Origin of the sequence: Desulfovibrio sp. ZJ200 (assembly GCF_011039095.1) — a bacterium.
Classification (GTDB): Bacteria; Desulfobacterota; Desulfovibrionia; order Desulfovibrionales; family Desulfovibrionaceae; genus Desulfovibrio.
Genome location: NZ_JAAKEH010000002.1, coordinates 79,826 through 105,888, shown reverse-complemented (window position 1 = coordinate 105,888; position 26,063 = coordinate 79,826). Strand labels below are relative to the sequence as shown.

The following is a 26,063-nucleotide window of genomic DNA, read 5'->3' as shown; positions in this document are numbered from 1 at the left end:
GAGGAAAGGGCGCTGTAAAGCATCATTACATCCGGCATCACAGAGCTTTTCATGGATCTGGATCAGTTGCGCCGCCGCCTGAGCAGCGAAGAAATCAACGCCATGCCCTTGTGCCATTACCACGGCCCTGTGCATCTGATCCGCGTGCTGGACGACTGGAAGCGGGCCTTGCCAGACCTGCGCGCCGAGCGCGCGCTGGGTTTTGACACGGAAACGCGACCCACGTTCCGCAAGGGCAAGGTCAATGCGCCCGCGCTGATCCAACTGGCCACGGAACAGGCCGTCTATCTGATCCAACTCACCTGGCTTCCCTTTGGGCCGTATCTTGTCGAGATTCTTGCCAATCCTGATCAGATTAAAGCGGGCGTGGGGATTTATGACGACATGCGCGAGCTGGCCAGACTGCATGATTTTGAACCGGCCGGCCTGGTGGATCTGGGCGGCGTGGCCCGGGCGCACAAGCTGCCCAGCCAGGGGTTGCGCACACTGGCGGCCAATTTGTTCGGCAGGCGGATTTCCAAAGGCTCGCAGTGTTCCAACTGGAGCCTTATGGAACTCAGTCAGCGCCAGATCGCCTATGCGGCCACCGACGCCTGGATCGGGCGGCAGATATTTTTGCGCATGCGCGAGCTGGGCCTCACGGGCCGGGCCGCCCCGCCGACGGAGAGCGGCAGGTGAGCGGGGAGCATGTTCCGGCCCTGGGGCCCCGGCTGGTTTTTTTTACCGGCGGCACGGCTCTGCGCGATCTGAGCCGCGAGTTGACGCGTCATACCCACAATTCCGTGCATTTGGTCACGCCCTTTGATTCCGGCGGCAGCTCGGCTGCCCTGCGCCGGGCATTTGCCATGCCCGCGGTGGGGGACATTCGCAACCGCCTGCTGGCCCTGGCCGACAGTGCGCTGGTGCCGCAAAGCGTGCTTGCATTCTGCGCCCGTCGATTGCCATGCACAGGAGACCGCCGGGCTCTGCGCCAGGAGTTGCGGGAACTCGGCGGCGAAGGCCATGCTCTCTGGGCTTCCATGCCCGGCGTCTTTGCGGACGCGTTGCGCCTGCACCTGATTTTTTTTCTGGAGCGTATGCCCGAAGATTTCGATCCCTGCCAGGCCAGCCTGGGCAATCTGGTTCTGGCCGGAGGCTATTTGCGCCACAAGCGCGATTTCGGCCCGGTGCTGGCCTTTTTCAGCCGCCTTTTGCAGACGCGCGGCGTGGTCTTGCCCATTGTGGACGAAAGCCTGCATCTGGCCGCCGAGCTGGCCGATGGCTCGCGCCTTGTGGGCCAGCATCGCTTCAAAAATCTGAGCCAGCCGGTGCGTCGTCTTTTTCTCACGGTGCATGAGCCGGAACGACCCGGACGCCCGGCCTGCGCGGGCCCGGCGATCTGCCCGCAGACGCCCTGCCGCCCGCCCCTGGCCGGGGCTGCGGCCGCGTACCTGAGCTCTGCCGGGGCCATCTGCTACCCCATGGGCAGCTTTTATACAAGCGTGCTGGCCAACCTGCTGCCGCAGGGCGTGGGGCGCACCGTGGCTGCCGCTGCCTGCCCCAAGATTTTTATCCCCAATTCCGGGCGCGACGAGGAATTGCGCGGCCTTTCCCTGACAGGGCAGGTGGATATGCTTTTGCGCCATCTGCGGGAAGACGCGCCCCAGGCCCGCACCGAGGAACTCCTGCAGTATGTGCTGGTGGACAGTCGCCACGGCAGGTATGAAGGCGGCCTTTCAGCGGAAGTCGTGCGCGGCCTGGAGCGGCGCGGCCTGCGCCTTGTGGATCGGGAAATGGTGCGCGGCGACGACCCCCAACGCCACGATCCGGAACCTACAGCCAGAGCCCTGCTGCGCCTCGCGCGGGAGGGGAGCGCGCCGGGCGCGCCCGCGGCATAAATGGAGCGGCGTTGCCGGGTTTCCGGGGCGCTGGCCGGGCAGCGCCTGGATCATGCTCTGGCCGTTCTCTTGCCGGATATGGGGCTGCGCGGCCGCAGGCGCTGCATTGCGCAAGGGCGGGTTCTGCTCAACGGGCGAAGGCGCCCGGCGGCCTGCCGCCTGCATGCCGATGATGAAATTCTTTTCCTCGACGAGGCGGCGAAAACAGCCGGGGACAGCGGCGCGGAGCCAGCGGGGCGCTCGCAGAATGCTGCGGAAGATCGCCGTGCCTGGGCCGGGGCTTTTCCCGCGGATCTGCCCCGGCTCCTGGCCCGGCAGGGCGAGTATTGCTTTTTGTACAAACCCGCCCTGCTGCACAGCGTGGCCCTGGCCGGGAGCCGCCAGCCGAGCCTGGAGGCGCATCTGCCGCGGCTTCTGCCCGGGCAGGCCGCGGCCGCCCGCCTTTTGCAACGTCTGGATTACGGCACTTCGGGCATCGTCTGCGCGGCCCTGAGCGAGGATGCGGCCAAAGCCTTCCGGCGGGCAGAGGCGGCGGGCCACTGCGAAAAGCGGTATCTGGCCCTGCTGGATGGAATTGTGCCCGGCCCGCTCACGGCGCGGCAGGCCCTGGGCACGGACGGCCGCCGCAAGACCCGCGTGCGCGCGGATGCGGGCGACACGCTGCGCTGGACTGAATTTTGGCCCCTGCACTGCTGGCAGGGCGTGGAAGCGGCACGTTTGCTCGCGGGCCTGAGAAGCGGCGCTGCCGGTCCAGAGCCTGCTGCGGACACAGTGCGGGGCCTGACCCTGGCCGCCTGCCGCATCCGGCGCGGCGCGCGCCACCAGATCCGCGCGCATGCGGCGGCCCTGGGCTATCCGTTGTGGGGAGACGCCTTGTATGGCGCGGGGCAGGGGGGCGATCCCGGGCCGAAGAGCGCCGCGCATGCCGGCGCGGTTTTTTTTCTGCACCACGGCGCATTGCGGCTGCCCGCCGCGGCGTGCCTGCTCATGCCTGCCTGGGCCTTGCCCGCGCCGGTTGCCGAGATAGCCAGAAAATGGCTTGAAAGCTCGACGTTTTGCGGTATACTGAAGCGCGGGCCCGGGGCGGCGCTGCCCTGAGAACGGCCTGCCGCGGCAGAGCCCGCGAGGAACGTCTCCCAGGTCGGGCTTGCGCGCCACCCGTCCTTAGAGCATTTTGCTTTTGAAATTATTCAATTTCAAAAGCGGCGCTGCCATCATTTCGCGTCCAGAACGCGGTCTGGACGCTCATTCGGCGCGGGCGTCCGCTCCCGCGGCCGCCAGAGCGTTTAGCTAATTTTATTAGCAAAACGCTCTAATGTGCCGTTTCGCCGGGCGTCGGGCACAGAACAGGTGTTACGGAACTCACGTCTACCAGGAGAGCGCATGTTTGCCGCCTTGCTACCCAAGTCCGCGCCTTTTTTCGCCATGCTGCAGGAGCAGAACGGTCTGTTGCGCCGCATGGCCGGTCTGTTGGTGGAAATGCTGGAAGATATCGCCAACATGGACAATGCGCATAAGGAAATCGCCTTTCTGGAGGAAGAAGCCGATCAGTTGCACAGCCGGATTATCCGCGCCCTTTCCCAGACGTTCATCACGCCCATTGATCGCGAAGACATCCTGCGGATCAACCAGGAGCAGGAAGAGTCCATGGACTGCGTGCACAGCCTGAGCACCCGCCTGCACATTTTTGAATTTTCGCGCATTCGTTTTCCGGCCCTGCAGATGGTCCGGACCATCAGCGCCATGCTCGATCTCACCCGGCTGATGCTGGAGGGGCTCGCGCATCGGCGCGATTGCCACAAGACGCGGGCTTTTCGCACCCTGCGCGGCGAATGCGACATGCTGCTTGCCGTGGGCCTGGCCGAACTCATGGATGAACAGCAGGAGATCACGCCCCAGCGGATCATGCAGATCCTGAAATGGAGTCAGGCGTACGAGCGCCTGAGCATACTCCTGGAGCAGGTCAACGCCCTGGCTGAAACCATTGAGGAAGCGGTGCTGAAAAATGTTTGAGGTCCCCCTGCTCCTGGTCCTCATCGTTGTGGTGGCGCTGGCCTTCGACTTTACCAACGGCGCGCATGACTGCGCCAACGCCATTGCCACGGTGGTCTCCACCAAGGTGGTCACGCCGCGCTTTGCCGTGGGCGCGGCAGCCCTGCTCAACCTGGGCGGCGCGCTGCTGGGCACTGAGGTGGCCAGGACCCTGGGCAGCGGCATTGTGCTCCCGCAGGTGGTGGAAGGCAGCCATGTGCTGGTGCTGGCCGCTCTGGTGGGCGCCATCGCCTGGAACGGCATTACCTGGTATTACGGCATTCCTTCCTCCTCCTCTCACGCGCTGATCGGCGGTCTGATCGGCGCGGCCGTGGCGGATGTCGGTTTCGGCGCGCTCAACGGCCAGGGCATTGTGGATAAGGTGCTGATCCCGCTGATCGTCGCGCCTCTGGCCGGATATGCCGCGGGCTTTGTGATCATGTGGATCATCTATTGGGTCTGCTCGCGCATCGCGCGCAGCAGGGTCAATGGCGCCTTCAGGCGCTTGCAGCTTGTTTCCGCCGGTTTTATGGCCACCAGCCACGGCCTGAACGATGCGCAAAAGACCATGGGCATCATCACTCTGGCCCTGGTGATCTTTGGAGAAATCGACAAGGTGGAGGTGCCGCTCTGGGTCAAACTGGCCTGCGCCAGCGCCATGGCTCTGGGCACGGCCGTGGGCGGCTGGAAAATCGTCAAAACCATGGGGCATCGCATCTTCAAGCTGGAACCGGTGCATGGATTTGCTGCCGAGACTTCGGCGGCTCTGGTGATCTCCGGCGCTTCCCTGGTGGGCGCGCCCGTGAGCACCACGCATACTATCTCGGCCTGCATTTTCGGCGTAGGTTCCACCAAACGCCTTTCCGCAGTGCGCTGGAACGTGGCAGGCAACCTGCTCACGGCCTGGGTGCTGACCCTGCCTGCCGCCGGGAGCGTGGGCTTTGTTTCCTACTGGCTTCTGCACTTTATCTGGAATTAGCGCGTTTAGAGCGTTTTGCTCATGAAATGAGCTAAACGCTCTGGTGTGATGCCGTAAAGCACGTTGGCTTTGAAATTGTTCCGGTGCCTGGAGCATTTTCACTTTGAAAATGCTCTGCTGACGCGAAAGCGGCAGCCGCCGCAACGCGGCGTATATTCAGGCGAAAACCGCGTTTTTCGCCTGAATGCCACCTTTGACTTTCATAAAAAGTCAAAGGTAATCTGCTCTGGAGAAGCATGGCTTTCCCCATCCGCGCCCCCCTTCGGCGAGGGTGGCCCCTGCGCGCAGAGCGCACCGGCCGTACACTGCCCCGGCATGTCTGTGTCGCCGCAACGGCTTGCGGAACGGCTTGCGGGGAAATCCCGAAGCTGTTTTGGGCCGCGGAACAAGACTCCGGCATCCGCCGCGTTCCGGCCTGATACGGGCTGCAGCGCCCCGGGGGCGCAGATGTGCGGGGATTCAGCGGTTGTTTTCGCGTTCTTCCTGGCAGGCGCGGCACAAACCCACGCCGGGCAGAGCATCCAGACGTTTCTGGGGAATGGGATCGCCGCATTCGCGGCAGCAGGCCACACCGTTGATCCACTCAGGGCCGCCGTGATCCATCAAGGAACGCGCGCGCACCAAGGCGGATTCCCTGTCCATGCGTTCCAGCTCCGTGGCCTGATCAAACACGTCCATTAGTTTCTCCTTAGCGAAAGCAAGCGGCAACCCCGCCGAAGCGGGGTTGCCGTAACAAGTTCGACTTTTTGTCAACCAGATTTTATTACTATAACACAGGCACGCGCTTCTGTAAACCGGTCATGACAGACGGCCAGGGCTGACGGCACTACAGCGATCTGCGCGGGCCCGGCTCAGGCCTTCTGCAGAATCTGCTCCAGGAGACGCACGAAATCGTCCAGATCCGCCTGCTCAATGGTCAGGGGCGGCAACAAGCGCAACGTCGTGCCGTGGCTCAGGTTGCAGATGAAACCCTGGTGGAGCAGATCTTCCCAGACCTTGGGGCCCTGCTCCGTCAGCTCAATGCCCACCATCAGGCCCAGACCGCGCACTTCCCGGATTTTGCCGGGCAGGCGTTGCTGCAGGGCAGCCAATTGCTCCTTGAGGCGCGCGCCCAAAGCCGCGGCGCGCTCGGCCAGATGATCGCGCTGCATGATCTCCACTGTTTTGGCGGCTGCCGCCGAGAGCAGGGCGCCGCCGCCGAACGTGGTGGCATGGCTGCCCGCTTCAAAGCCGCGGGCCAGCTCGTCGGTGGCCAGCATGGCCCCCATGGGCAGGCCGTTGGCCAGGGATTTGGCCACGCTGATGGCGTCGGGCTTGAGATCATAGTTTTGGAAGGCCCAGAACTTGCCGGTGCGGCAGAGCCCGGCCTGCACTTCGTCGCAAAGAAAAATGATGTCTTTCTCGCGGCAGAGGGCTTCCACGCCGTGCAGATAATCGGCAGGCAAGGGCACAACGCCGCCTTCGCCCTGGACCACCTCAACGAGCACGGCGGCCGTTGCCGGAGTGACGGCCGCGCGCAGCGCGGCGAGATCGCCGGCCGGAACCTGCCTGAAACCTTCGGGCAGGGGCGTGAAGCCCTTGCTCAGCGATTCGCGGCCGGTGGCGGCCAGGGCTCCCAGCGTGCGACCGTGGAAGCAGCCTTCCAGGGTGATGATCTCATAGGCGTCGCGCTGCTTGATGGTGCGCATATAACGGCGGGCCAGCTTGATGCAGGCCTCGTTGGCCTCGGCCCCGGAATTGCAGAAAAAAGCCTTGCCGTGATGGCTGGTTGCCAGCAGCAGCCTGGCAAGATCAAGCTGTTCCTGCTGGTAAAAGAGGTTGCTCACGTGCCAGAGCTTGCGGGACTGACGCTCCAGCGCCTCGCAGACTTCGTCGTTGCAATGCCCGAGGCCCACCACGGCAATGCCCGCCAGCAGATCCACATATTCCTTGCCGTCCACATCCCAGAGGCGCGCGCCCTTGCCTCGCGCAATGGCCAGCGGATAGCGGCTGTACGAGCGGCAGAGAAGATCTTCTTCTCCGGTTTTGACGGCATTGAAAGCTTGTGACATGCGCGGACTCCTTTCTTCATCCGTTTACGACAGGTAATGCCTGAAATGCCCGCTTACGGGGTTAGAGCAATTTCACTTTGAAATTGCTCTGGCGGCCGCGGGAGCGGACGCCCGCGCCGAATGAGCGTCCAGACCGCGTTCTGGACGCGAAATGATGGCAGCGCCGCTTTTGAAATTGAATAATTTCAAAAGCAAAATGCTCTAAAGGCCGCCCGCGCACATTTCGCGGCAATGATGCGCCTGCGCATCGTTGCAGAGCTGTGGGCGCATTGCAGCGCTTCCACTCCCAAGGGGCGCGTGCGCGCAAGCGCGAGGCTTGAAACGCGCCTCATGCAAAAAGGGCATCAGCGGCCGGTGTGGCCGAATCCGCCCGCGCCCCGCCCGGTTGCCGCCAGTTGCGGCACTTCCTGCCACGCGGGGCGGACAAAGGGCTGAAAAATCAGTTGAGCCATGCGCTCGCCGCGGGCAAGCCGCCGTTCTTCCCCGGAGGTGTTCAACAGAACCACCAGAATTTCGCCGGTATAGTCCGGGTCAATGACGCCCACGCCTTGCGCCACGGTGAGCCCGTCTCGCGCGCCCAGGCCGCTGCGGGAATAGACAAAGCCCGCGATGCCCGGCAGCCGGGGTTGCACGCTGAGGCCCGTGGGCACTGCCAGCCGCGCGCCCGGCGCGATACGCGCTTCGGGACCGTCCAGGCAGGCCCGCAGGTCAAATCCGGCGGAAAGAGCCGTGGCCGGGGCCGGAAAATCTTTCTGCCCGTGGACGTAGAGCTCGCGCGCGCCGGGCCGGACAAAGGCCATATGCACTGCCGCGCTGCCGGGAGCGGCGTCACGCAAGGAGGGCATGCCGTCAGGTGTGGGGGGGGCTGTCGTGTTCACGCCCTGAGATTTAGCGCAGGTTGCTGCCGGGAGCAAGCCCGCGTTTGCGCGTTACATGGCGGACTGAGATACGGGAGCAGGAACCTGGCGCAAACGGCGTTCAGATGCCAGTCTGCGCACGGGCTTGCCTTTGCCCTTGTTTTTCTTCAAGCTGCCGGGCAGACAGGCAGGCGCCGGACGCGGGAAGGGCTTTGGGCGGCAGTTGCCCGCCCTGCGCAAAGGGGCGGCATGCCCTTGCGTCGGCGTCTTGCCCTTCCGGAGCATTCGTAAGGGCAAATGCTCCAACGCGTTCCGCGCCGCCAAGACACAAGGAGTCTGTATGCAACCAACATCCATAGCCGTGGTGGGCGGCGGCCTGGCCGGTTGCGAATGCGCCCTGCGTCTGGCCCGCGCGGGCCTTGACGTGACGCTTTTCGAGCAGAAGCCGGCTTGGCGTTCGCCCGCGCACGTCAGCGACGATCTGGCCGAGCTGGTCTGCTCCAATTCCCTGCGCTCGGACGAAAGCACCTCGGGCGTGGGTCTGCTCAAGGCGGAAATGCGCGCCCTGGACAGCGCGTTCATGGCCGCGGCCGACAGTTGCCGCGTGCCTGCGGGCAAGGCCCTGGCCGTGGATCGCGAGGCTTTCGCCCGAGCCATGACCGCCCGCGTGGCTGCCGAGCCCCATATCCGGCGGGTGGAGCAACGCGTCGAAGCCTTGGACGACCCGGCGCTGGCCGGATTCGGGACGCTGGTGATCGCGGCCGGGCCTTTGGCTTCGGAGGGGCTTTCGGCCTCGCTGGCCGCGGCGCTCGGCACAAAACACTGCTATTTTTACGACGCCATTGCGCCCATTGTCTGGACGCATACCCTGGACAGGAGCGTGGTTTTCCGCGGGTCGCGCTACGGGCAGGAAAACGGCGAGCCCGCAGGGGAGGGCGACTACCTCAATTGCCCCATGAGCCGCGAGGAGTATGAAGTTTTTTATCAGGCCCTGCTGACCGCGCAAAAAACAGAAGCCCGGGATTTTGAGCGCCAAAAGCACTTTGAAGGCTGCATGCCCGTGGAAGCTCTGGCCGAGCGCGGCCCGCGCACCCTGACGTTCGGCCCGCTCAAGCCCGTGGGTTTTGTGGATCCGCGCACCGGCCGCCGCCCCTGGGCCGTGCTGCAACTGCGCGCCGAAAAAACCAACAGCGAGACCTGCAATCTGGTGGGTTGTCAGACAAAATTGAAGCAGGCCGAACAGGCCAGGGTTTTTCGCCTGGTTCCGGGCCTGGCTCGCGTGGAATTTGCCCGTTACGGCAGCATGCACCGCAATACCTACGTCAACGCGCCGGACGTGCTCAACGCGGATCTTTCCCTCAAGGCCCTGCCGCATGTTTTTCTGGCCGGGCAGATCACCGGCGTGGAGGGCTATGTGGAGTCAGCGGCCTGCGGCCTTTGGCTGGGCATGCTGCTGACGGCCCGCGCGCGCGGCGTGGCCTTGCCGCCGCCCCCGCCGGAGAGCGCCCTGGGCGCGCTGCTGCGGCATCTGCAAACCCCGGCCAGGCATTTTCAGCCTTCCAACGCGCATTTCGGGCTCATGCCGGAACTGGACGAAAAAGCCCGCAAAAAGGAACGCAAGGCCCTGTACGCGGCCCGCGCCCAGGCGGCTTTCGCGGCCTGGCTGGCCGAGGTCGGGAGCAGGGGGGCGCTGTAGTGCGCCGCCCAAGAGGATCAGGGCTGCGCCGCTTTCGCGTCAGCAGAGCATTTTCAAAGTGAAAATGCTCTATGAGAGCGTTCAGCTGAGTCCATTAGCAAAAGGCTCCAAGGCGCGGCGGCAGAACGTGCGCCAATCCCGCAAAAAAAGGTTGACGGCAACGGCTTCAGCGGCTATATAGCCCCTTGCCTCTGCTCTGTAGGAGCGTAGCTCAGGTGGCTAGAGCACTTCCTTGACACGGAAGGGGTCAGCAGTTCAAGTCTGCTCGTTCCTACCAATTGTACTTCCGGGGATTTTCCCCTCAGCATAGAAAGCGCGCCGCGCAAAAGGCGAACCGCGCTTGAGCATTCCGGCGCATTGGGGAGGTCTGCCTCCCCATTTGTTTTTGCGCATGGCCGCGTGAGGGCCGTTTGCAGAAGGAGTTTTTCATGGATGTCCGTGTGGAAGGACAGATGGTGGACGCCCCGGCCGAGGCCGATCTGGCCGCTGTGCTCCGGAAAGCCCTGAGCGGCAAAAAGTTCAAAGCCGTGGTGGCGGCCAGGGCCGTGACGGGCGGCGAAAGCCTGCTGCTGGATCTTTCCGCATCCCTGCCTGACGACTGTCATGAGCTTATTCCGGTCTATGCCGACTCGCCGGAAGGCTTGCAGTTGATCCGCCATTCCACGGCGCATGTGCTGGCCGCGGCAGTCAAGCGTCTCTTTCCCGCAGCCAGGGTGACCATCGGCCCGGCCATCGACAACGGCTTTTATTACGACTTCGACGTGGAGCGGCCTTTTTCCAGTGAGGATTTTCCGGCCATTGAGGCCGAGATGCAGAAGATCGCCGCAGCGCGCGAGCCCTTCATGCGCGAAGTGCTGCCCAGGGCCGAGGCCGAGGCCCGCTTCAGGGGCATGGGCGAGACATACAAGGCCGAGATTATTGAGGGTATCGACGCGGACACGGTCTCGCTCTATACCTGCGGGGACTTCACGGATCTCTGCCGCGGCCCGCATGTGCCGCACACCGGTTTTGCCGCCTCGGCCAGGTTGCTGTCCGTGGCCGGCGCGTACTGGCGCGGGGATGAGAAAAATTCCATGCTTTCGCGCATCTATGGCACGGCTTTTGCCGACGACAAAGCCCTGGCCGCCTATCTCAAACAGATGGAAGAGGCCAAACGCCGCGATCACCGCAAGCTGGGGCGCGAGCTGCATTTGTTCACCTTTCAGGAAGACGTGGCCCCGGGCATGGTCTTCTGGCTGCCCAAGGGGATGCTGGTGCGCGCCATCCTGGAGGATTTCTGGCGCAAGGAGCATCTCAAACGCGGCTATGACATGGTCCAGGGCCCGCAGTTGCTGCGCGTGGAGACCTGGCAGCGCTCCGGCCATTATGATCACTATCGCGAGAATATGTATTTCACGCAGATCGAGGATGACGCCTACGGCATCAAGCCCATGAACTGCATCGCGCATATGCTGATCTACAAGAACGAGCTGCGCAGTTACCGCGATCTGCCGCAGCGCTATTTTGAACTGGGCGTGGTGCATCGCCATGAAAAGAGTGGCGTGCTGCACGGCCTTTTGCGCGTGCGCCAGTTCACCCAGGACGACGCGCATATTCTCTGCGCGCCCGAGCAACTGGAAGGGGAGATTCTGGATGTCATTCATCTGATCCGGGATCTCATGCATCTCTTCGGCTTTCAGTACAAGGTGGCCATTTCCACCCGGCCGGAGAGCAGCATCGGCACGGACGAAGCCTGGGAGCTGGCCACCGGCGCGCTGATTCAGGCCGTGGAAAAGGCCGGGCTGCCCTACGAGATCAATGAGGGCGACGGCGCGTTCTACGGGCCGAAAATCGACGTGCGCCTGCTTGACTGCATCGGCCGGGAATGGCAATGCTCCACCATTCAGGTGGATTTCACCCTGCCCGAGCGATTTGATCTCAACTATGTGGGGCAGGACGGCGAGCGTCACCGCCCGGTGATGGTCCACCGGGCGATCATGGGCTCGCTGGAGCGCTTCATCGGCGTGCTTATTGAGCAGTATGCCGGGGCGCTGCCCGTCTGGCTTGCGCCGGAGCAGGCCCGGCTGCTGACCGTGACCGAGGCCGGAGATGAAGCGGTCCTGAAATTGCGCGACGAACTCAAGGCCCGGGGCATTCGAGTCGCGCTCGACACGCGCAACGAGAAGCTCGGCTTCAAGGTGCGCGAGGCCCAGCTGGCCAAAGTACCCTATATTCTGGTGGTCGGAGAAAAGGAAGTGCAGGCCGGGGGCGCAAACGTGCGCCTGCGCAACGGCGATAATCTGGGGCTCAAATCCGGCGGGGAAATTGCCGCCCTGATTCGGGCGGATGCGGAAGAGCCTTTCAAACAAGGAGGGATGCGCTATAGCTTCGCCTAATATGAGACCGCGGCGCGAAATGCCGCAGGACAACGTGCGCCGCAACGAACTGATCCGCGCGCGCGAAGTGCGCGTAATCGGCGCCGACGGAGAGCAGCTCGGCATTTTGCAGCGTAATGACGCCATTGCCCTGGCCAGGGAAGGCGGCATGGATCTGGTGGAAGTGGCCTCCACTTCCGAGCCGCCTGTCTGCCGGATCATGGATTACGGCAAATTCAAGTACGAGCAGCAGAAAAAGAAGGCGGAAGCCAAGAAACGCCAGACCGTGGTGCAGATCAAGGAAATCAAGGTCCGGCCCAAGACCGATGACCATGATTATGAGACCAAGCTGCGCCACATCCGCCGTTTTCTGGAAGACGGCGACCGCTGCAAGATCACGGTATTTTTCCGCGGCCGCGAGATTGTGCATAAGGATCGCGGCCTGAGCATTCTGGAGCGCGTGGTGCAGGATCTGGCGGATATCGCCAAAGTGGATCAGGAGCCGCGCGCCGAAGGCCGCACCCTGCAAATGCTGCTGGTGCCCAAAAAGTGAGCCCCGCGCTGTTTGCGTCGCAAGTTGCGCCGGGCCCCGCCGGCTGGGGCTTGTGTGGAGCATTGCAACTTTGAAATGCTCTGACGCCGCGCACGGTGCGGCGCGTCGTTGCTGTTGACAGCGCTGCTGTCGCATCACCGCCAGGGCTGACGCAGCTTATGCGGCAGCTCTGAATGCTCTGGAAATAGGCCTTGCGCCAAGCGGCGCTTTGAGGCATCATGCCTTTCCTCTTCGCGGGCCCGCCTGGACGCGCAAGGGGCTTTTATCCGTTTTTGAAGGAGTACGCCATGCCCAAGATTAAAACCCGGCGCGCAGCGGCCAAGCGTTTTTCGCAGACCGGCAGCGGCAAGTTCAAGCGCCGTCGCCAGAACTTGCGTCACATCCTGACCAAGAAGGCTGCGGGCCGCAAAATGCGCCTGGGGCAGTCCACCCTGGTGGATCAGACCAATGTGAAGGCCGTGCGCCGCATGCTGCCCAACGGCTGATCATCGCGGCCTTTTGCCCGCTGACTGCGTCAGCCTGCGCTTGTTATCCGGTCGCGGCCCGGAAGAGTCCGCTCCCCGCATAACAAGCCCGGATTTTGGCCGGCAAGCAAAAATCCACGCCCGACCAGCGTTGAGCGCGGTTTTTTTCGATCCTTCCGGGATCGGCGGCGCGCGCGGAGCCGTGACTGATGTTCAATCCGTGCCCCTCCCTGTGAGGGCCGCAGCATTTTTTACGCTCCCCAACGGGCTTTCCTCCGCCTTGTTGGGTTGAAGGAGGATACGCGTATGCGTGTGAAGAGAGGCGTCGCCACTCATCGTCGGCACAAGAAATATCTGAGCGCGGCCAAGGGCTTCCGGGGCGGCCGCAGCCGTCTGTACCGCACTGCCCGCGAGGCGGTTGAGCGTTCCTTGCAGTACGCCTTTGTGGGCCGCAAGCTGCGCAAACGCGATTTTCGCGCGCTCTGGATTTTGCGCATCAACGCGGGCGCGCGCCTGAGCGGGCTTTCCTACAGCCGCTTCATGCACGGTCTGAAGCTGGCCGGTATTGAACTGAACCGCAAGGTGCTGGCTGATCTGGCCGTCTCTCAGAAAGACGATTTCGCCAGGGTGGTGGAGCTGGCCAAAGCCGCGCTGAAGTAGGCGGCAGAGTTTTTTTTGCGCCCTGGCCGCAGCGCGGCCAGGGCGGGCCATGCCGCAGACGGGCTTGCGGCTTTTGTTTCACAAGAGTGTAAGCCGTCGGATCAGGGCAGGCGGCCTTGAGAGCAGGGCGGCAACAAGGGCTGACCCTGTCTGTCTGCCACCGGCGGTGTGCCTTGCTGTGCGGCGGCCTGAGAACATTTTCAATGGCGACTGCTCCTGGAGCATATTGCTTTTGAAACGCTCGCTCCGGCGCTTGACGGCGAAAGTAAATTTCGCCTGCGCCTATCTCTGCTGTCGTCATCCGTAAGGCGGCACAGCCGCTAACGGCTGACGCTCGCGGGCGGGCATGGCTTCGCCATGCCATGGCGTTTAGCTAATTTCATTGGCAAAACGCTCTAGAGCAGATTACCTTTGACTTTTTATGAAAGTCAAAGGTGGCATTCAGGCGAAAAACGCGGTTTTCGCCTGAATGTACGCCGCGTTGCGGCGGCTGCCGCTTTCGCGTCAGCAGAGCATTTTCAAAGAGAAAATGCTCTAAAACAAGCTTCAGCGCCGCGCAGGCGGCATCGGGAATCAGCATGGACCTGATTACAGCATTAGAAGGCCTGGCGCCGGAACTCGAACGAGGGCTGGACCAGGCTTCTTCATTGGAAGAGCTGGAAGGTTTGCGGGTGGATTTTTTGGGCCGCAAGGGCCGCCTTGCGCAGATCATGGGCCGTTTGCCGCAGCTTGCCCCTGACCGGCGCCCGGCCGTGGGCCAGGCCGCCAACAGGGTCAAGGAGCGCTGCAATGCGCTGTTCGAGGCGCGCAAAAGCGCTCTCGAAGCCGGGCGCGACGCGCAGGCTCTGGCGCGTTTCGATCCTTCCCTGCCCGGCCGCGCGCCCTGGCGGGGCTCGCTGCATCCCACCACCCTGGTTACTGAAGAAATCTGCCATATTTTCACGGGGCTGGGTTTTGAAGTGGTTTCAGGGCCGGAAGTCGAGAGCGACTACTATAATTTCGAGGCCCTGAACATGCCGCCGGAGCACCCGGCCCGCGATATGCAGGACACGCTGTACATCACCGACAAGGTGGTTTTGCGCACCCACACCTCGCCGGTGCAGGCGCGCACCATGCTTTCGCGCAAGCCGCCCCTGGCCGTGGTGGCCCCCGGCAAAGTCTACCGGCGCGACTCGGATCTGACCCACACCCCCATGTTTCATCAGATTGAGGGGCTGATGGTGGGCGAGGGCATCAGCATGGCGCATCTGCGCGGCACGTTGACGGCCTTTGTGCGGGCCGTTTTCGGCGGCGACACGCAAACGCGCTTTCGCCCGAGCTTCTTCCCTTTCACCGAGCCCTCGGCCGAGGTGGACATTTCCTGCTGCATGTGCGGGGGCAAAGGGCAGGTGGACGGCGAGCCCTGCCGCGTCTGCAAAACCACCGGCTGGGTGGAGATCCTGGGCTGCGGCATGGTGGACCCGGCGGTTTATGCCGCCGTGGGCTACTCCTCGGATGTGAGCGGCTTTGCCTTTGGCCTGGGCGTGGAGCGCGTGGCCATGCTCAAGTACGGCATCGGGGACTTGCGGATGTTTTTTGAAAACGATGTGCGCTTCCTGGGGCAGTTTGCCTGAGGCGCGGCATGACAAGACGCTTTTTGTATCTTTTGGCCGCGAGCGCGAGCCTGGCGGCGCTGCTCGTTCCCCTGGGGCCGGCCCCGGTCGGGTTCGACGGCCAGGCTCTGGCCGCTTCGGCGCTCAGCCCGCGCCATTCGGGTCTTGAACCGCCCGGCGGCCCCCGGCCTCTGGAAGGTTTGCCCTCCAAGTCGGCTGGACGCACCGCCGAAGGCGGCATGGGCTATACTGACGCCTACGGCAATACCATTGACGATCTGCCGCGCGAGGAAAAAGCGCCCCGGCAGCGCCCGCGCCCCGGCGCATACGGCGGCCCTGCCGCGCAACAGGATTCCCGGCCCCTGCCGGAGCCGCGCAAGAGCGAGACCCCGGCCTGGTCCTTCAGGTGAATCCCCGGCCCGGCAGCGTCCGCGCCCGGGCCGAGCCGCATGAGCTGCGGCGCTCGTGAAGTCCGGAATGTTCGGCTTGCACAACAGTTTGTCAGACAGGAATACGCTATGCTGCTTTCTCTCTCATGGCTGCGTGAGTTTACGCCCTACGAGGGCACGGCTGAGGCCCTGGGCGGCCGCCTGACCATGCTCGGTCTGGAGCTGGAAGACATTCTGCATCCTTATGAAGCCATTGCGTCCATTGTGGTGGGGCATGTGCTCCAATGCACCAGGCACCCGGAGTCCGATCACTTGCATCTGTGCAAGGTGGATGCCGGGCAAGGCGAGCTGCTGGACATTGTCTGCGGCGCGCCCAATGTGGCTGCGGGCCAGAAAGTGCCTGTGGCCCTGGTGGGCGCGCGCCTGCCTGACGGCACGCTGATCAAAAAGGCAAAGCTGCGCGGCGCGCCTTCTTTGGGCATGATCTGTTCCGAGCGCGAGCTGGGGCTGAGCGAGGAGCACAGCGGGATCATGGTTCTGCCCGAAAATCTGCCCGTGGGCGCGCGGCTCATTGACGTGCTGGATCTGGACAGGGAAGTGCTGGATATTTCCGTCACGCCCAACCGCGCGGACTGCCTTTCAGTGCTGGGGCTCGCGCGGGAGACCGCGCAGGCCTTTCATCTGCCCCTGAACGTGCCGGAATTGCCTTTGCAGACGGACGACGGCCCACAAGCCGTGGTCCCCATTGAGATTGCCGAGCCGGATCTCTGCTGGCTGTATGCGGGCCGGGTCATTGCAGACATCACGGTGGCTCCCTCACCCATGCGCGTGCGCCACCGCCTGCATGCCGTGGGGGTGCGGCCCATTTCCAACATTGTGGACGTCACCAACTATATTTTGTTTGAATGCGGCCAGCCGCTGCACTCCTTTGATCTGGACAGGCTGGAAGGCGGGCGCATTGTGGTCAGGCGGGCCCGCCAGGGCGAAAAATGCATCACCCTGGACGGGCAGGAGCGCGCGCTGACGGATCAGGATCTCTGCATCTGCGATGCCGCGCAGCCCGTTGGCCTGGCCGGGGTCATGGGCGGCCTGAATACGGAAATCACGCAGACAAGCCGCAACGTCTTTCTGGAAAGCGCGGTCTTCCGGCCCGGAACCATCCGCAAGACCTCGCGGCGGCTGGGCCTCTCTTCAGAGGCATCGTACCGTTTTGAGCGCGGCATCGATCAGTTGCGCACCGTCTGGGCTCTTGACCGGGCCTGCGCCATGATGGCGGCCTTCGGCGGCGGCGTGGTGCGGCGCGGGCTCTCCAAAGCGGAGCCCCGGCCGTTTGCGCCGGTCGGGATTGACTTTCGTCCTGCCAGGGCCGACGCCCTGCTGGGCGTGCATCTGAGCCCGGAATTTGACGAAAAGACGCTTGCGGGCATGGGCTGCCAGGTGGACAGAGGCGATAATGCGCCGGTTTGGAAAGTGAGCCAGCCTTCCTGGCGGTCGGACCTGACCCGCGAGGCGGATTTGATTGAGGAAGTGGGGCGGATGCACGGCCTGGACACCATCCCGCCGCTGCTGCCGCCGGTGCAACCGGATCTGGCGCGCGCGGGCGAGCCGGAGTCGCGCTTTGCCTTCTGGTCGCGCATCAAGCGCTGGGGCGCGGGCCTGGGATTGAACGAGGCGGTCAATTACAGTTTTGTGGGTCATAAGGATTTGGATCATCTGGGCTTGCCGCAAAAAGGCCGCATCTCGATCCTGAATCCCCTTTCAGCCGAGCAGGATGTGCTGCGCACGGCCCTGGCGCCGGGCCTGCTGCAGGATCTGCGCAATAACCTGGCCCAGGGCGCGCAGGGCCTGCGGCTTTTTGAGCTGGCGCACATTTTTGAAGCCGATCCCGCCTCGGAGACCACGGCGCGCGAAACCGGGGCCCTGGGCATCCTGCTGTACGGCGCGCGGCATGACGCCGCCTGGCCGCATTCCGCGGCGGACATGGATTACATGGACCTCAAGGGCATCGTGGAGCATTTGCTGCATGTTCTGCATCTGCCCGCCCCGATCTGCGAGCAAATGGAGGATCACCCTTTTCTGCTGCCCTGCGTGGAGGTTCTGGCAGAAGGGAGGCGCGTGGGGCTCATGGGCCGGGTCAAACCGATGCTGGCCGAAGACTTCCATGCCCGCAAAGACATCTGGCTGGCCGAGCTCAATCTGGATGTGCTGCGCGAAATGCACGACAAGGCCGTACCCCGCTTCAGACCTTTGCCGGTATATCCGCCTGTGCGGCGCGACATTACGATCATGGCCGGAGCTGACCTCAAGGTCAGCCAGGTGCTCGACCACCTGGCCGGACTCAAGTTGCCCCTGCTCGAAGATGTGGTCCTGGCGGACTGCTTTGAACCCGAGCGCGGCCCGGAGGACGCCTTGATCCGCAACCTGACCTTCCGCCTGACCTTCCGCCACGCGAGCCGGACCCTCAAGGATGCGGAAGTGGACAAGGAGCGGGAAAAAGTGGCAGAATCCCTGAGGCAGGCTTTGGGCGTCCGCATCTAGCTCCATGCCCTGCGATCGCTGTGCCGGAAAGCGTGCTCAGCGTTGCTGCGGCGCGCCGTATGTTGTGCTCCCTGGGACAGAGCAATGTCGAAAGGCCAGGTTCTTTCACAGGCTCATCCTTAGAGCAGATTACCTTTGACTTTTTATGAAAGTCAAAGGTGGCATTCAGGCGAAAAACCGCGGTTTTCGCCTGAATGTACGCCGCGTTGCGGCGGCTGCCGCTTTCGCGTCAGCAGAGCATTTTCAAAGAGAAAATGCTCTAGCGTTTTCGCAGAAGGGTGATGCTGCACCGGGTTCTGGTCCGGCGCGGCACCGGGAGTGGCTTTATGTCGGAAAAAAATTACCGCATCGGCGAAGCGGCGGAGCTGCTCAATCTGAAGACGCATGTGCTGCGCTTCTGGGAGACGGAGTTTCCCCAACTGGCTCCCTTGCGCACGGACAAGGGGCAGCGCCTGTACACAGAAGCGCATCTGGATCTGTTGCGGCGCATCCGGCAACTGCTGCATGAGCAGGGCATGACCATTGAGGGCGCGCGCCGCGTGCTGGAAGGCAGCGCGGTGCTGGACGAAAATCTGCCCGAGCGGCTGGCTCCGGTGCCGGACCCGGCCTTCATGCAGATGCTCAAGCGGGAACTCAGCGACATCCGGCGGCTTTTGAGCGGGCAATAGAGCATATTGCTTTTAAAACGCTCTAACTGCACCCAAACGGCAAAGGGTTGTTGATGATTCTTTCCCCTTCCTTGCTTTCCGCCAATTTTGCGCGGCTGGCCGAAGAACTGGCCGCCCTGGAAGCGGCGGGCGTGACCTGGCTGCATCTGGATGTCATGGATGGGGCCTTTGTGCCCAACATCACTTTCGGCCCCCCGCTGATCAAAGCCCTGCGGCCGCACAGCGGGCTTTTTTTTGACGTGCATCTGATGGTCCAGGAGCCCTCCCGCTATCTGCGGGATTTCAAGGAGGCCGGAGCCGATCTGCTGGTGATCCATGCCGAGGCCGATCAGCACGCCCAGCGTACCCTGGCTGAAATCCGCAGTCTGGGGCTGAAGGCCGGGCTGGCCCTGAATCCGGGCACGGATCTTTCGGCGGCGCGCTGGCTTGCGTCTTCTCTTGATCTCTTGCTCCTGATGAGCGTCAATCCCGGTTTTTCCGGGCAGGCCTTTCTGCCCCAGACCTATGAAAAAATCCGCGCGGCCCGCGCCCTGCTGGCCGAGGCGGGCGCAGCCGCGACCCTGATCCAGGTGGATGGCGGCGTCTGCCCGGAAAATGCCGCCGGGCTGGTGGAGGCCGGAGCCGACGTGCTGGTTTCCGGCTCGGCCTTTTTCGGTCATAAACCTTACAGCGCCCGGCTTGCGGCGTTCGCGCAGACTGTGGAGGGGCGCGGCTTGCGCCCCGGTCTGCGCGCCGCCCGGCAATGGCGGCCCGCCGTGTCCCAGGGCAGATTGTTGTGAACCGCAGCTCGTTTTCCAGCGCCAGGGCTGTCACAACCTGACCTTCCGGAGCCGCCAAAGCCTGCGACGCATCCCCCTCTCTCACCATAATCACAAGCGAAGGAAAAAGAGCCATGCCTACCCGCAGACAATGTGCCAATGCCATCCGCGCCCTGACCATCGACGCCATTGAAAAATCCGGCTCCGGTCATCCGGGCGCGCCGCTGGGCATGGCCGACATGGCTGAAGCCCTCTGGCGTCACGGCTTCAAGCACAATCCCGCCAATCCGTTCTGGCTTGACCGCGACCGCTTTGTGCTTTCCAACGGGCATGCCTCCATGTTGCACTACGCGGTATTGCATCTGACGGGCTACGATCTGCCTCTGGAGGAAATCAGGCGTTTCCGCCAGTGGGGCTCCAAAACGCCGGGGCACCCCGAGCGCGGCCTGCCGCCCGGCGTGGAAATGACCACGGGCCCTCTGGGCCAGGGCATTTCCTCGGCCGTGGGCATGGCGCTGGCCGAGCGCATGCTGGCGGCGCAGTTCAATACCCCCGAATACAGGATTGTCGATCATCATACCTACGCCTTTTGCGGCGACGGCTGCCTGATGGAAGGCGTTTCGCACGAGGCCTGCTCGCTGGCCGGCACCTGGGGCCTGGGCAAGCTGATTGTGCTGTATGATTCCAACGGCATTTCCATTGATGGCAAGATCGACCCCTGGTTCAGCGAAGACGTGGGCGCGCGCTTCACTGCCTACCGCTGGCAGGTCATCGGGCCCATTGACGGGCACGACAGCGAGGCTCTGGACAAGGCTCTGGCCGAGGCCCGCGCGGATGCAAGCCGTCCGAGCCTGATCATCTGCCGCACGCATATCGGCTTCGGATCGCCCAAGGAGGATTCGGCGTCAAGCCACGGCGCGCCGCTGGGCGAGAGCGCCTCGGACGCCACGCGCCGGGCTCTGGACTGGCATGAGCCGCCTTTCAGCATTCCTCAGGATATTTACGCCGCCTGGGACGCGCGCGCTGCCGGGCAGGCCGCCGAGGCCGCCTGGGATGCCATGTTCGCCGCCTACCGGCAGGCCCGGCCCGAGCTGGCCGCGGAGTTTTTGCGGCGCATGGCCGGCAGTCTGCCCGCGGATTGGGCGCAGATTGCGCGCGGGATGATACGGGACGCCGCGGACAAGGGCGAGGATCTGGCCACCCGCGTAGCCTCGCAAAAGGCGCTTGAGCATCTTGTGAGCCGCCTGCCTGAAATGATCGGCGGCGCAGCGGATCTTTCCGGGTCCGTGGGCACGCTCACGAGCAAGTCCGAGCACCTCAGGCCCGGCGCATACACGGGCAATTACATTTCCTACGGGGTGCGCGAATTCGGCATGAGCACAATCATGAACGGCCTGGCCCTGCACGGGGGCTTCATTCCCTACGCGGGCACGTTCATGGCTTTTTCGGATCAGGCCAAAAACGCGGTGCGGCTGGCCGCGATCATGGGCCTGCGGGTCGTCTGGGCCTTTACGCATGATTCCATCGGCGTCGGGGAGGACGGCCCGACCCATCAGCCGGTGGAGCAGGCGCCCACCCTGCGGCTGACCCCCAACCTGAATCTCTGGCGGCCCTGCGACAGCGTGGAAACGGCCGTTGCCTGGCAGTGCGCTCTGGAAAGCCGCGATACGCCCACCTGCCTTTCGCTCTCCCGCCAGAAGCTGCCTTTCTTTGAGCGCGACGCAGAGCAGATCGCGGCCATTGCCAGGGGCGGCTATGTGCTGCGCGACTGCCAGGGCACGCCGGAAATCATCCTGCTGGCTACAGGCTCGGAAGTGGCTCTGGCCGTGGCCGCAGCCGAGCGGCTTATGGCGGAAGGCAGGCGCGCGCGCGTGGTTTCCATGCCCTGCGCTGAAGTTTTTGACGCCCAGGACCCGGCCTGGAAGGAAAGCGTGCTGCCTGCCGCGGTACGCCCGCGTCTGGCCCTGGAAGCCGCAGCCGCGGATTATTGGCGCAAATATGTGGGCCTGGACGGCGACGTGCTGGGCCTGGATCGCTTCGGCGCATCCGCGCCGGGCAAGGATATGTTCAGGCAGTACGGCTTCACGCCGGAACATGTGCTGGAAAAGGCGCGCGCTCTGCTCAAATAACGCTTTTTGCGCCGAACTTCGTTTTTGACGCCGCCACGTCCTCCGTACTACACTGATGCCGTAGTACGGAGGACGTGGCGCTTCCAGCAGGGAAGACGCGCGTGCTCAGGCGCGCTTCTCTCCGCAGCCCCTGCCCTTTCGCGGCAGCCGGGCAGTTTCACCTGGAGCATTTTCTCTTTGAAAATGCTCTGCTGACGCGAAAGCGGCAGCCGCCGCAACGCGGCGTACATTCAGGCGAAAAACGCGTTTTTCGCCTGAATGCCACCTTTGACTTTCATAAAAAGTCAAAGGTAATCTGCTCTAGGAACTGCGCCAGGCCATGCAATGCCCTGGCGACGGGAGAAGCCGGAAACCAGCGCGGTACATGCCACGCAAAAGGAGGCGAACATGCCGATTAAACAAATGCAGGAAATGGATTTCGCGGGCAGGACTGTGGTCATCCGAGAAGATTTGAACGTGCCTGTGAAGGACGGACACATCACCAACGACAAACGCATCCGCGCGGCCCTGCCCACCATCAGGATGGCTCTGGACAAAGGCGCGGGCGTGATTCTGCTTTCGCATCTGGGCCGCCCCACGGAAGGGCAGTATGAAGAACAGTTTTCGCTCAAGCCCGTGGCCGCGCGCCTGGGCGAGCTGCTCGGCAGCCCTGTGCCTCTGGTCCGGGAGCCGGAAGACGCCAAACCCGGGCCCGGCCAGTGCGTGCTGCTGGAAAACGTGCGCTTTCTCAAAGGCGAGAAAAAGAATGATCCCACCCTTTCCGGCCGCCTGGCCGCGTTGGGCGACGTGTATGTGATGGACGCCTTCGGCGCTGCGCACCGGGCCCATGCCTCCACCGAGGGCGCGGTGCGCGCGGCCAAAACAGCGTGCGCCGGGCCCTTGATGCAGGCGGAGCTCACGGCCTTCGCCAGGGTGCTGGACAATCCGGCCCGGCCTTTGGCCGCGGTGATCGGCGGTTCCAAGGTCTCCACCAAGCTGGGCCTGCTGGAAAACCTGCTCGCAAAGGTGGACAGCCTGATCGTGGGCGGCGGCATTGCCAACACCTTTCTGGCCGCCGCCGGTTACGGAGTGGGGACATCCCTTTGCGAGACGGAACTGATCCCGCAAGCCCGGAAAATCATGGATGCAGCCAGGGCCGCACACAAGCAACTGCCCCTGCCCGTGGATGTGATCACGGCCAAAGAACTGGCCCCGGGGCAAAAAGCTGCGGTGCATGCCGTGGACGACGTGCCGGCCGATGAAATGATTCTGGATATTGGTCCCAGGACAGTGGCCCTCTATGCCGGGGTGCTGGCCGAGGCCGCCACGGTGATCTGGAACGGGCCGGTGGGCGCGTTTGAAACCGAGCCCTTCGGCGCGGGCACCAAGGCCCTGGGCGAAGCCCTGGCCGCGTCCAAAGCCTTTGTGGTGGTGGGCGGAGGGGATACGGTGGCCGCCGTTGAAGCCTACGGCCTGGCCGACAGGATGGGGTATATCTCCACAGGCGGCGGCGCTTCCCTGGAATTGCTGGAAGGCAAGGTATTGCCTTCGGTGGCGGCGTTGGAAGCGCGCTGAGCCATATCTTCCAAAAGCCGCCCCGGCAGCGGGCGGCTTTTGGAAAGCGTGGCAACAGCGGCCTTTCTGCCCTTACCCGTGCCGGAAGGGCCTGCAAAAGAAAGAGTAGTCGGCAATGTCTCTCAGAAAGAACCATGACATATTTATATGGTGTTTTTTCTTCTGCATTTTTGCCCTATTCGCTTTGCGCGTATTTTTATCTTTGCAATATGCTGCGGATATTTCCGTCTATGAAGGCCTTGCAAGAGCCTGTGTGGGATTTCTCATAGATTCTTTGCCGCTGTTTGCTCTTGCAGGATTGCTTTTCTTCTTTAAAAAGAAAATTTTTCTCATCATTTTACTATGCTACGCAATTATAATTATATTCTATGATCTGGTAAATTGCATATTTGCTTACAACACAAAAGATATTGTAAGTTATGATATCTTAACTCAAATTTTTACCACTGTTCCTGAGTTGAAGAGCATTTATACGGTGATTACCGTGCCAAACATGCTTTATTTGCTCGCAATGCTGCTTGCAATGGCAGTATTTTTTTATCTTTTTTATGCCTCATTTGACAAAAACAGAAACTATGGGAAAAAATATGGCTTTTTGCTTGGGGCGCTGTGCCTTCTTTCACTGATAACAGCTTTTCTGCATGCCTCTGGCGACGCCGCCATGTCCCTCAACAGGCAAGCTGCCATCTCAAAGCCGATTTATACGAATATACATGATATTTTTACGGACAGGAAAGAGGCTGTTCCCGCAAGAATCGTCACCCCTCCCACGGCTGCATTGTCCGACGAGGATACACGCAAGCTTGCGTCTCTGGGAATGCTGCGCCAACTGCCGCAGCCCGGCGGGCCCTATCGAAACATTGTCCTTGTGGCGGTGGAAAGCCTGGATCTGGCCTATCTGCACAAATATAATCCTGCCATTCCCGTGGAGGCCACCCGCAATCTTGATGCCATCGCTTCAGGGTTCGTCTCATTCCGTAATTTTTTTACCTCGGCGCAGCCCACCACATTTGGTCTGCACGCTTTGCTGTCTTCGCGCCTTGACGTGTTCGCCGACATGGTCGGCGACAATATAGTCCCCAACCTCTTCACGGAGTTGCAGCAATACGGCTATGCCGGGCACTTTCTCGGGGCCATGAACGGGCAGTTCATAACCTTGTCAGCCAGGGACGCCGGCTGGAAGAGAACGGTACAGCGCAATTACGGGGCGGCGCATGGTATGTTCGCCGCGGATTTTGAAAAGAAATACCAAAAAAAAAGCAGTGGCTGGGGCATGGATTCGGCAGTGTTGTTTGCCGAGGCGGAGAGCCTCTTGCGGCACGCGCGCCCGGAAAGCAAAAATTTTCTTTTTCTTTACACCATAGACACGCATCCGCCCTATGGCGCCAGGCCGCCTGAGGGCGACGCCTGCCTGCGCGACCGGCGGATCGCGGCCAGCCCGTTTTTGCTGTCGCTCTGCGCCCTGGATCGCAAGCTGGGAGCTTTCCTGCAAGCCGTGCAGCCCTATCTTGACGACACGCTGATCCTGATCACAGCGGATCACAGCGCCACGCACGGCGAAAATTATACCCGCCGCTCCCGCTTCACGCCGGATCGCATTCCCCTGCTCTGGATCTCCCGGCGCGGGCTCGCCGGTCTGGCCGCCAACGGGCAGGAAATGGTCAATTATTGCGCCCAGATTGATCTTCCGGTGACCCTGCTGAACCTGTCGGGCCTGCCGGTGCCCGCAACCTTTATGGGCAATGACCTGCGGGTCAAGAACGCGGCCTGCTCCCTGCTGGCGCAGAAAACCATCCGCCTGCTGACGCCGCAGGCAGAATACCTGGTTGATCGCAAAGATGCTTCTTCGGCGCTGGCGCGCTGGTTTGGCATGTATTATCCGCGCTGAGCGCGGAGATGCCATAAAAAACTCCCCGACCGCATCGCGATCGGGGAGTTTTTGCCGCGCAGCAGGGCCGGGGCAGGATCTGGCCCTTCTTTTTCTCCTGAAAAGACGCGGCAGGCAAAGCGCCCGTTGCGCCCTGGCCGGGCTTGGGCTATACTCAATACGATCCGGTAATCAGCCCGGGCACGATGCCCTGGCGGGCATTGCCTGTCGCCATCTCGGGAGGCTCCACAGTGCGGCGTTTTTATCAGGAAAGCTGGCAGGGAATACCGTTTACTGCCTTCTCGCATATTTCTTTCTTTCATTTGGCGGAGCCCAAATTCTACGCTACCTTTTACGAGGAGCTTTTCCGGCGTTACAAGAATTGGGACGATCTGCCCGCGGTCTGGCGCGCCAACAAGCGCAAGGATGTCCTCTGGCTGGCCGGGCAGTTGCGGGCCAGGCTTGCGCAGGAACCGGCGGGCCGCGAGGGGCCTGTGCGCGTGCTCTCCATCGGCAGCGGCGTGGGCTACATGGAAAAGACGCTCCTGGAGGAAATGCCGGAACTGGAATTGCACGTCAACGAGCCCAGCACTGTGGGCATGAAGTGGCTCAGGCAGCATATCCCGAGCGAGCGCATTTATATCGGCCTGCCGCCTGCCTGCCTGCCCTCCGACGTGCAGTATGATTTGATTTATCTCTCCACAGTGGATTACGGCATCCCCACCCGGGAGCTGGAGCACATTCTCGGCGAGCTGCGCGCTCAGCTCGCGCCCGGCGGCGAACTGATCTGCCTTTCCGCTTCACTTCTGGAGGAGGATTCCTTTATCGGCAGCTTCGTCAATGCGATCAAAATCGTTATCCGGGGCATTCTGCACTATCTGGGCATCCGCCGTCAGCAGTTCTGGGGCTGGCGGCGCACCCGCGCGGAATACCGCCAGATCTTCCGACAGGCCGGATTTGCGCAGATCGCGGACGGCTGGCTGGAAGACGGTTTTGAGACCTACTGGATTCGCGGCCAATAGGGCATTTTTCGCCTGCGGGGGAGG

General features: G+C 62.7%; 25 protein-coding genes and 1 tRNA gene. 21 read left to right on the top strand and 5 right to left on the bottom strand.

All coding sequences use genetic code 11. The annotated features are described in order from the left end of the window. Nucleotides 1-51: 51 nt before the first annotated feature. The 5 genes from G7Y52_RS01230 (at nt 52) to G7Y52_RS01210 (ending at nt 4,887) form a co-directional block, all read left to right on the top strand. Nucleotides 52-678 carry a 3'-5' exonuclease gene (locus G7Y52_RS01230; RefSeq protein ID WP_165064826.1) on the top strand — a complete coding sequence of 209 codons (627 nt, stop codon included), beginning with the start codon at nt 52-54 and terminating at the stop codon, nt 676-678. Then, nucleotides 675-1,877, top strand: a complete 1,203-nt coding sequence (locus G7Y52_RS01225; protein ID WP_165064823.1) for a GAK system CofD-like protein — start codon at nt 675-677, stop codon at nt 1,875-1,877. The genes G7Y52_RS01230 and G7Y52_RS01225 overlap by 4 nt, the downstream gene beginning before the upstream one ends. After that, the gene (locus tag G7Y52_RS01220; RefSeq protein ID WP_165064821.1) at nt 1,878-2,975 is read left to right on the top strand and encodes an RNA pseudouridine synthase; all 1,098 of its coding nucleotides are present in this window, start codon (nt 1,878-1,880) and stop codon (nt 2,973-2,975) included. A 285-nt stretch (nt 2,976-3,260) separates the two neighbouring features. Then, nucleotides 3,261-3,890 (top strand): DUF47 family protein, encoded by a 630-nt coding sequence (locus tag G7Y52_RS01215; RefSeq protein ID WP_165064818.1) that lies wholly within the window; start codon nt 3,261-3,263, stop codon nt 3,888-3,890. Further along, a complete protein-coding gene (locus G7Y52_RS01210) occupies nt 3,883-4,887 on the top strand; it encodes an inorganic phosphate transporter (protein ID WP_165064815.1) in 1,005 nt (334 codons plus the stop codon). The genes G7Y52_RS01215 and G7Y52_RS01210 overlap by 8 nt, the downstream gene beginning before the upstream one ends. A gap of 459 nt (nt 4,888-5,346) precedes the next feature. Here the strand turns inward: G7Y52_RS01210 and G7Y52_RS01205 are convergent, their stop codons facing one another. The 3 genes from G7Y52_RS01205 to dut all read right to left on the bottom strand — a co-directional run bounded on the left by G7Y52_RS01205 (nt 5,347) and on the right by dut (nt 7,738). Further along, a complete protein-coding gene (locus tag G7Y52_RS01205) occupies nt 5,347-5,565 on the bottom strand; it encodes a TraR/DksA family transcriptional regulator (RefSeq protein ID WP_165064812.1) in 219 nt (72 codons plus the stop codon). A 173-nt stretch (nt 5,566-5,738) separates the two neighbouring features. Then, nucleotides 5,739-6,938 (bottom strand): aspartate aminotransferase family protein, encoded by a 1,200-nt coding sequence (locus G7Y52_RS01200; protein WP_165064809.1) that lies wholly within the window; start codon nt 6,936-6,938, stop codon nt 5,739-5,741. A 344-nt stretch (nt 6,939-7,282) separates the two neighbouring features. Then, nucleotides 7,283-7,738 (bottom strand): dUTP diphosphatase, encoded by a 456-nt coding sequence (dut, locus tag G7Y52_RS01195; RefSeq protein WP_165064933.1) that lies wholly within the window; start codon nt 7,736-7,738, stop codon nt 7,283-7,285. A gap of 397 nt (nt 7,739-8,135) precedes the next feature. On the opposite strand from dut, the gene trmFO reads away from it, so the two are divergent. From trmFO to rplT, 6 genes are all read left to right on the top strand, one after another. Beyond that, nucleotides 8,136-9,491, top strand: coding sequence for a methylenetetrahydrofolate--tRNA-(uracil(54)-C(5))-methyltransferase (FADH(2)-oxidizing) TrmFO (trmFO, locus tag G7Y52_RS01190; RefSeq protein WP_165064806.1), 1,356 nt, complete (start codon nt 8,136-8,138; stop codon nt 9,489-9,491). A 200-nt stretch (nt 9,492-9,691) separates the two neighbouring features. Next, nucleotides 9,692-9,768 (top strand) — tRNA-Val (locus tag G7Y52_RS01185). 151 nt (nt 9,769-9,919) lie between these two features. After that, nucleotides 9,920-11,866 (top strand): threonine--tRNA ligase, encoded by a 1,947-nt coding sequence (gene thrS, locus G7Y52_RS01180; RefSeq protein WP_165064803.1) that lies wholly within the window; start codon nt 9,920-9,922, stop codon nt 11,864-11,866. Nucleotide 11,867: 1 nt separating this feature from the next. Further along, nucleotides 11,868-12,398, top strand: a complete 531-nt coding sequence (gene infC / locus G7Y52_RS01175) for a translation initiation factor IF-3 (RefSeq protein ID WP_165064800.1) — start codon at nt 11,868-11,870, stop codon at nt 12,396-12,398. 287 nt (nt 12,399-12,685) lie between these two features. Next, on the top strand, nt 12,686-12,883 hold the full coding sequence (rpmI, locus tag G7Y52_RS01170; protein ID WP_165064797.1) for a 50S ribosomal protein L35: 198 nt from the start codon (nt 12,686-12,688) through the stop codon (nt 12,881-12,883). Between the two features lie 285 nt (nt 12,884-13,168). Beyond that, a complete protein-coding gene (rplT, locus tag G7Y52_RS01165) occupies nt 13,169-13,522 on the top strand; it encodes a 50S ribosomal protein L20 (RefSeq protein ID WP_165064794.1) in 354 nt (117 codons plus the stop codon). Nucleotides 13,523-13,901: 379 nt separating this feature from the next. On the opposite strand, the gene G7Y52_RS01160 is transcribed toward rplT, so the two are convergent. Next, entirely contained in the window at nt 13,902-14,102 is a 201-nt protein-coding gene (locus G7Y52_RS01160; protein WP_165064791.1) for a hypothetical protein, read from the bottom strand. On the opposite strand from G7Y52_RS01160, the gene pheS reads away from it, so the two are divergent. The 3 genes from pheS to pheT all read left to right on the top strand — a co-directional run bounded on the left by pheS (nt 14,101) and on the right by pheT (nt 18,041). After that, entirely contained in the window at nt 14,101-15,135 is a 1,035-nt protein-coding gene (gene pheS, locus G7Y52_RS01155) for a phenylalanine--tRNA ligase subunit alpha (RefSeq protein ID WP_165064788.1), read from the top strand. The two genes, G7Y52_RS01160 and pheS, sit on opposite strands and share 2 nt — an antisense overlap. 8 nt (nt 15,136-15,143) lie before the next feature. After that, nucleotides 15,144-15,524: a translation initiation factor IF-2 gene (locus tag G7Y52_RS01150; protein WP_165064785.1), complete on the top strand. Its 381-nt coding sequence runs from the start codon at nt 15,144-15,146 to the stop codon at nt 15,522-15,524. A 108-nt stretch (nt 15,525-15,632) separates the two neighbouring features. Further along, on the top strand, nt 15,633-18,041 hold the full coding sequence (pheT, locus tag G7Y52_RS01145) for a phenylalanine--tRNA ligase subunit beta (RefSeq protein ID WP_165064782.1): 2,409 nt from the start codon (nt 15,633-15,635) through the stop codon (nt 18,039-18,041). Nucleotides 18,042-18,193: 152 nt separating this feature from the next. Here pheT and G7Y52_RS01140 read toward each other — a convergent pair whose 3' ends face one another. Then, the gene (locus tag G7Y52_RS01140) at nt 18,194-18,331 is read right to left on the bottom strand and encodes a hypothetical protein (protein WP_165064779.1); all 138 of its coding nucleotides are present in this window, start codon (nt 18,329-18,331) and stop codon (nt 18,194-18,196) included. A gap of 36 nt (nt 18,332-18,367) precedes the next feature. On the opposite strand from G7Y52_RS01140, the gene G7Y52_RS01135 reads away from it, so the two are divergent. The 7 genes from G7Y52_RS01135 (at nt 18,368) to G7Y52_RS01105 (ending at nt 26,039) form a co-directional block, all read left to right on the top strand. After that, complete coding sequence (locus tag G7Y52_RS01135; protein WP_165064776.1) at nt 18,368-18,709, top strand: MerR family transcriptional regulator; 342 nt, start codon at nt 18,368-18,370, stop codon at nt 18,707-18,709. 53 nt (nt 18,710-18,762) lie between these two features. After that, nucleotides 18,763-19,488, top strand: coding sequence for a ribulose-phosphate 3-epimerase (gene rpe, locus G7Y52_RS01130; protein ID WP_165064773.1), 726 nt, complete (start codon nt 18,763-18,765; stop codon nt 19,486-19,488). Nucleotides 19,489-19,601: 113 nt separating this feature from the next. Continuing rightward, a complete protein-coding gene (tkt, locus tag G7Y52_RS01125; protein ID WP_165064770.1) occupies nt 19,602-21,596 on the top strand; it encodes a transketolase in 1,995 nt (664 codons plus the stop codon). Between the two features lie 101 nt (nt 21,597-21,697). Beyond that, nucleotides 21,698-21,994 (top strand): hypothetical protein, encoded by a 297-nt coding sequence (locus G7Y52_RS01120; protein ID WP_165064767.1) that lies wholly within the window; start codon nt 21,698-21,700, stop codon nt 21,992-21,994. Further along, nucleotides 21,984-23,150, top strand: a complete 1,167-nt coding sequence (locus G7Y52_RS01115; RefSeq protein ID WP_165064765.1) for a phosphoglycerate kinase — start codon at nt 21,984-21,986, stop codon at nt 23,148-23,150. Before G7Y52_RS01120 ends, G7Y52_RS01115 begins: the two co-directional genes overlap by 11 nt. A gap of 817 nt (nt 23,151-23,967) precedes the next feature. Continuing rightward, on the top strand, nt 23,968-25,038 hold the full coding sequence (locus tag G7Y52_RS01110) for a sulfatase-like hydrolase/transferase (RefSeq protein ID WP_206215158.1): 1,071 nt from the start codon (nt 23,968-23,970) through the stop codon (nt 25,036-25,038). A 143-nt stretch (nt 25,039-25,181) separates the two neighbouring features. Next, on the top strand, nt 25,182-26,039 hold the full coding sequence (locus G7Y52_RS01105) for a methyltransferase domain-containing protein (RefSeq protein WP_241159549.1): 858 nt from the start codon (nt 25,182-25,184) through the stop codon (nt 26,037-26,039). The last annotated feature ends 24 nt before the right edge of the window (nt 26,040-26,063 follow it).

Bases quoted from the DNA above. Each gene is read 5' to 3' on its own strand.
- rpmI (WP_165064797.1), top strand. From the start codon at position 12,686: ATGCCCAAGATTAAAACCCGGCGCGCAGCGGCCAAGCGTTTTTCGCAG.
- G7Y52_RS01210 (WP_165064815.1), top strand. From the start codon at position 3,883: ATGTTTGAGGTCCCCCTGCTCCTGGTCCTCATCGTTGTGGTGGCGCTG.
- tkt (WP_165064770.1), top strand. From the start codon at position 19,602: ATGCCTACCCGCAGACAATGTGCCAATGCCATCCGCGCCCTGACCATC.
- G7Y52_RS01160 (WP_165064791.1), bottom strand. From the start codon at position 14,102: ATGCTGATTCCCGATGCCGCCTGCGCGGCGCTGAAGCTTGTTTTAGAG.
- G7Y52_RS01200 (WP_165064809.1), bottom strand. From the start codon at position 6,938: ATGTCACAAGCTTTCAATGCCGTCAAAACCGGAGAAGAAGATCTTCTC.
- G7Y52_RS01115 (WP_165064765.1), top strand. From the start codon at position 21,984: ATGCCGATTAAACAAATGCAGGAAATGGATTTCGCGGGCAGGACTGTG.
- G7Y52_RS01230 (WP_165064826.1), top strand. From the start codon at position 52: ATGGATCTGGATCAGTTGCGCCGCCGCCTGAGCAGCGAAGAAATCAAC.
- rpe (WP_165064773.1), top strand. From the start codon at position 18,763: ATGATTCTTTCCCCTTCCTTGCTTTCCGCCAATTTTGCGCGGCTGGCC.
- trmFO (WP_165064806.1), top strand. From the start codon at position 8,136: ATGCAACCAACATCCATAGCCGTGGTGGGCGGCGGCCTGGCCGGTTGC.
- pheT (WP_165064782.1), top strand. From the start codon at position 15,633: ATGCTGCTTTCTCTCTCATGGCTGCGTGAGTTTACGCCCTACGAGGGC.
- G7Y52_RS01150 (WP_165064785.1), top strand. From the start codon at position 15,144: ATGACAAGACGCTTTTTGTATCTTTTGGCCGCGAGCGCGAGCCTGGCG.
- infC (WP_165064800.1), top strand. From the start codon at position 11,868: ATGAGACCGCGGCGCGAAATGCCGCAGGACAACGTGCGCCGCAACGAA.
- G7Y52_RS01215 (WP_165064818.1), top strand. From the start codon at position 3,261: ATGTTTGCCGCCTTGCTACCCAAGTCCGCGCCTTTTTTCGCCATGCTG.
- G7Y52_RS01110 (WP_206215158.1), top strand. From the start codon at position 23,968: ATGCTGCGCCAACTGCCGCAGCCCGGCGGGCCCTATCGAAACATTGTC.
- pheS (WP_165064788.1), top strand. From the start codon at position 14,101: ATGGACCTGATTACAGCATTAGAAGGCCTGGCGCCGGAACTCGAACGA.
- thrS (WP_165064803.1), top strand. From the start codon at position 9,920: ATGGATGTCCGTGTGGAAGGACAGATGGTGGACGCCCCGGCCGAGGCC.
- dut (WP_165064933.1), bottom strand. From the start codon at position 7,738: ATGGCCTTTGTCCGGCCCGGCGCGCGCGAGCTCTACGTCCACGGGCAG.
- G7Y52_RS01205 (WP_165064812.1), bottom strand. From the start codon at position 5,565: ATGGACGTGTTTGATCAGGCCACGGAGCTGGAACGCATGGACAGGGAA.
- G7Y52_RS01135 (WP_165064776.1), top strand. From the start codon at position 18,368: ATGTCGGAAAAAAATTACCGCATCGGCGAAGCGGCGGAGCTGCTCAAT.
- G7Y52_RS01220 (WP_165064821.1), top strand. From the start codon at position 1,878: ATGGAGCGGCGTTGCCGGGTTTCCGGGGCGCTGGCCGGGCAGCGCCTG.
- rplT (WP_165064794.1), top strand. From the start codon at position 13,169: ATGCGTGTGAAGAGAGGCGTCGCCACTCATCGTCGGCACAAGAAATAT.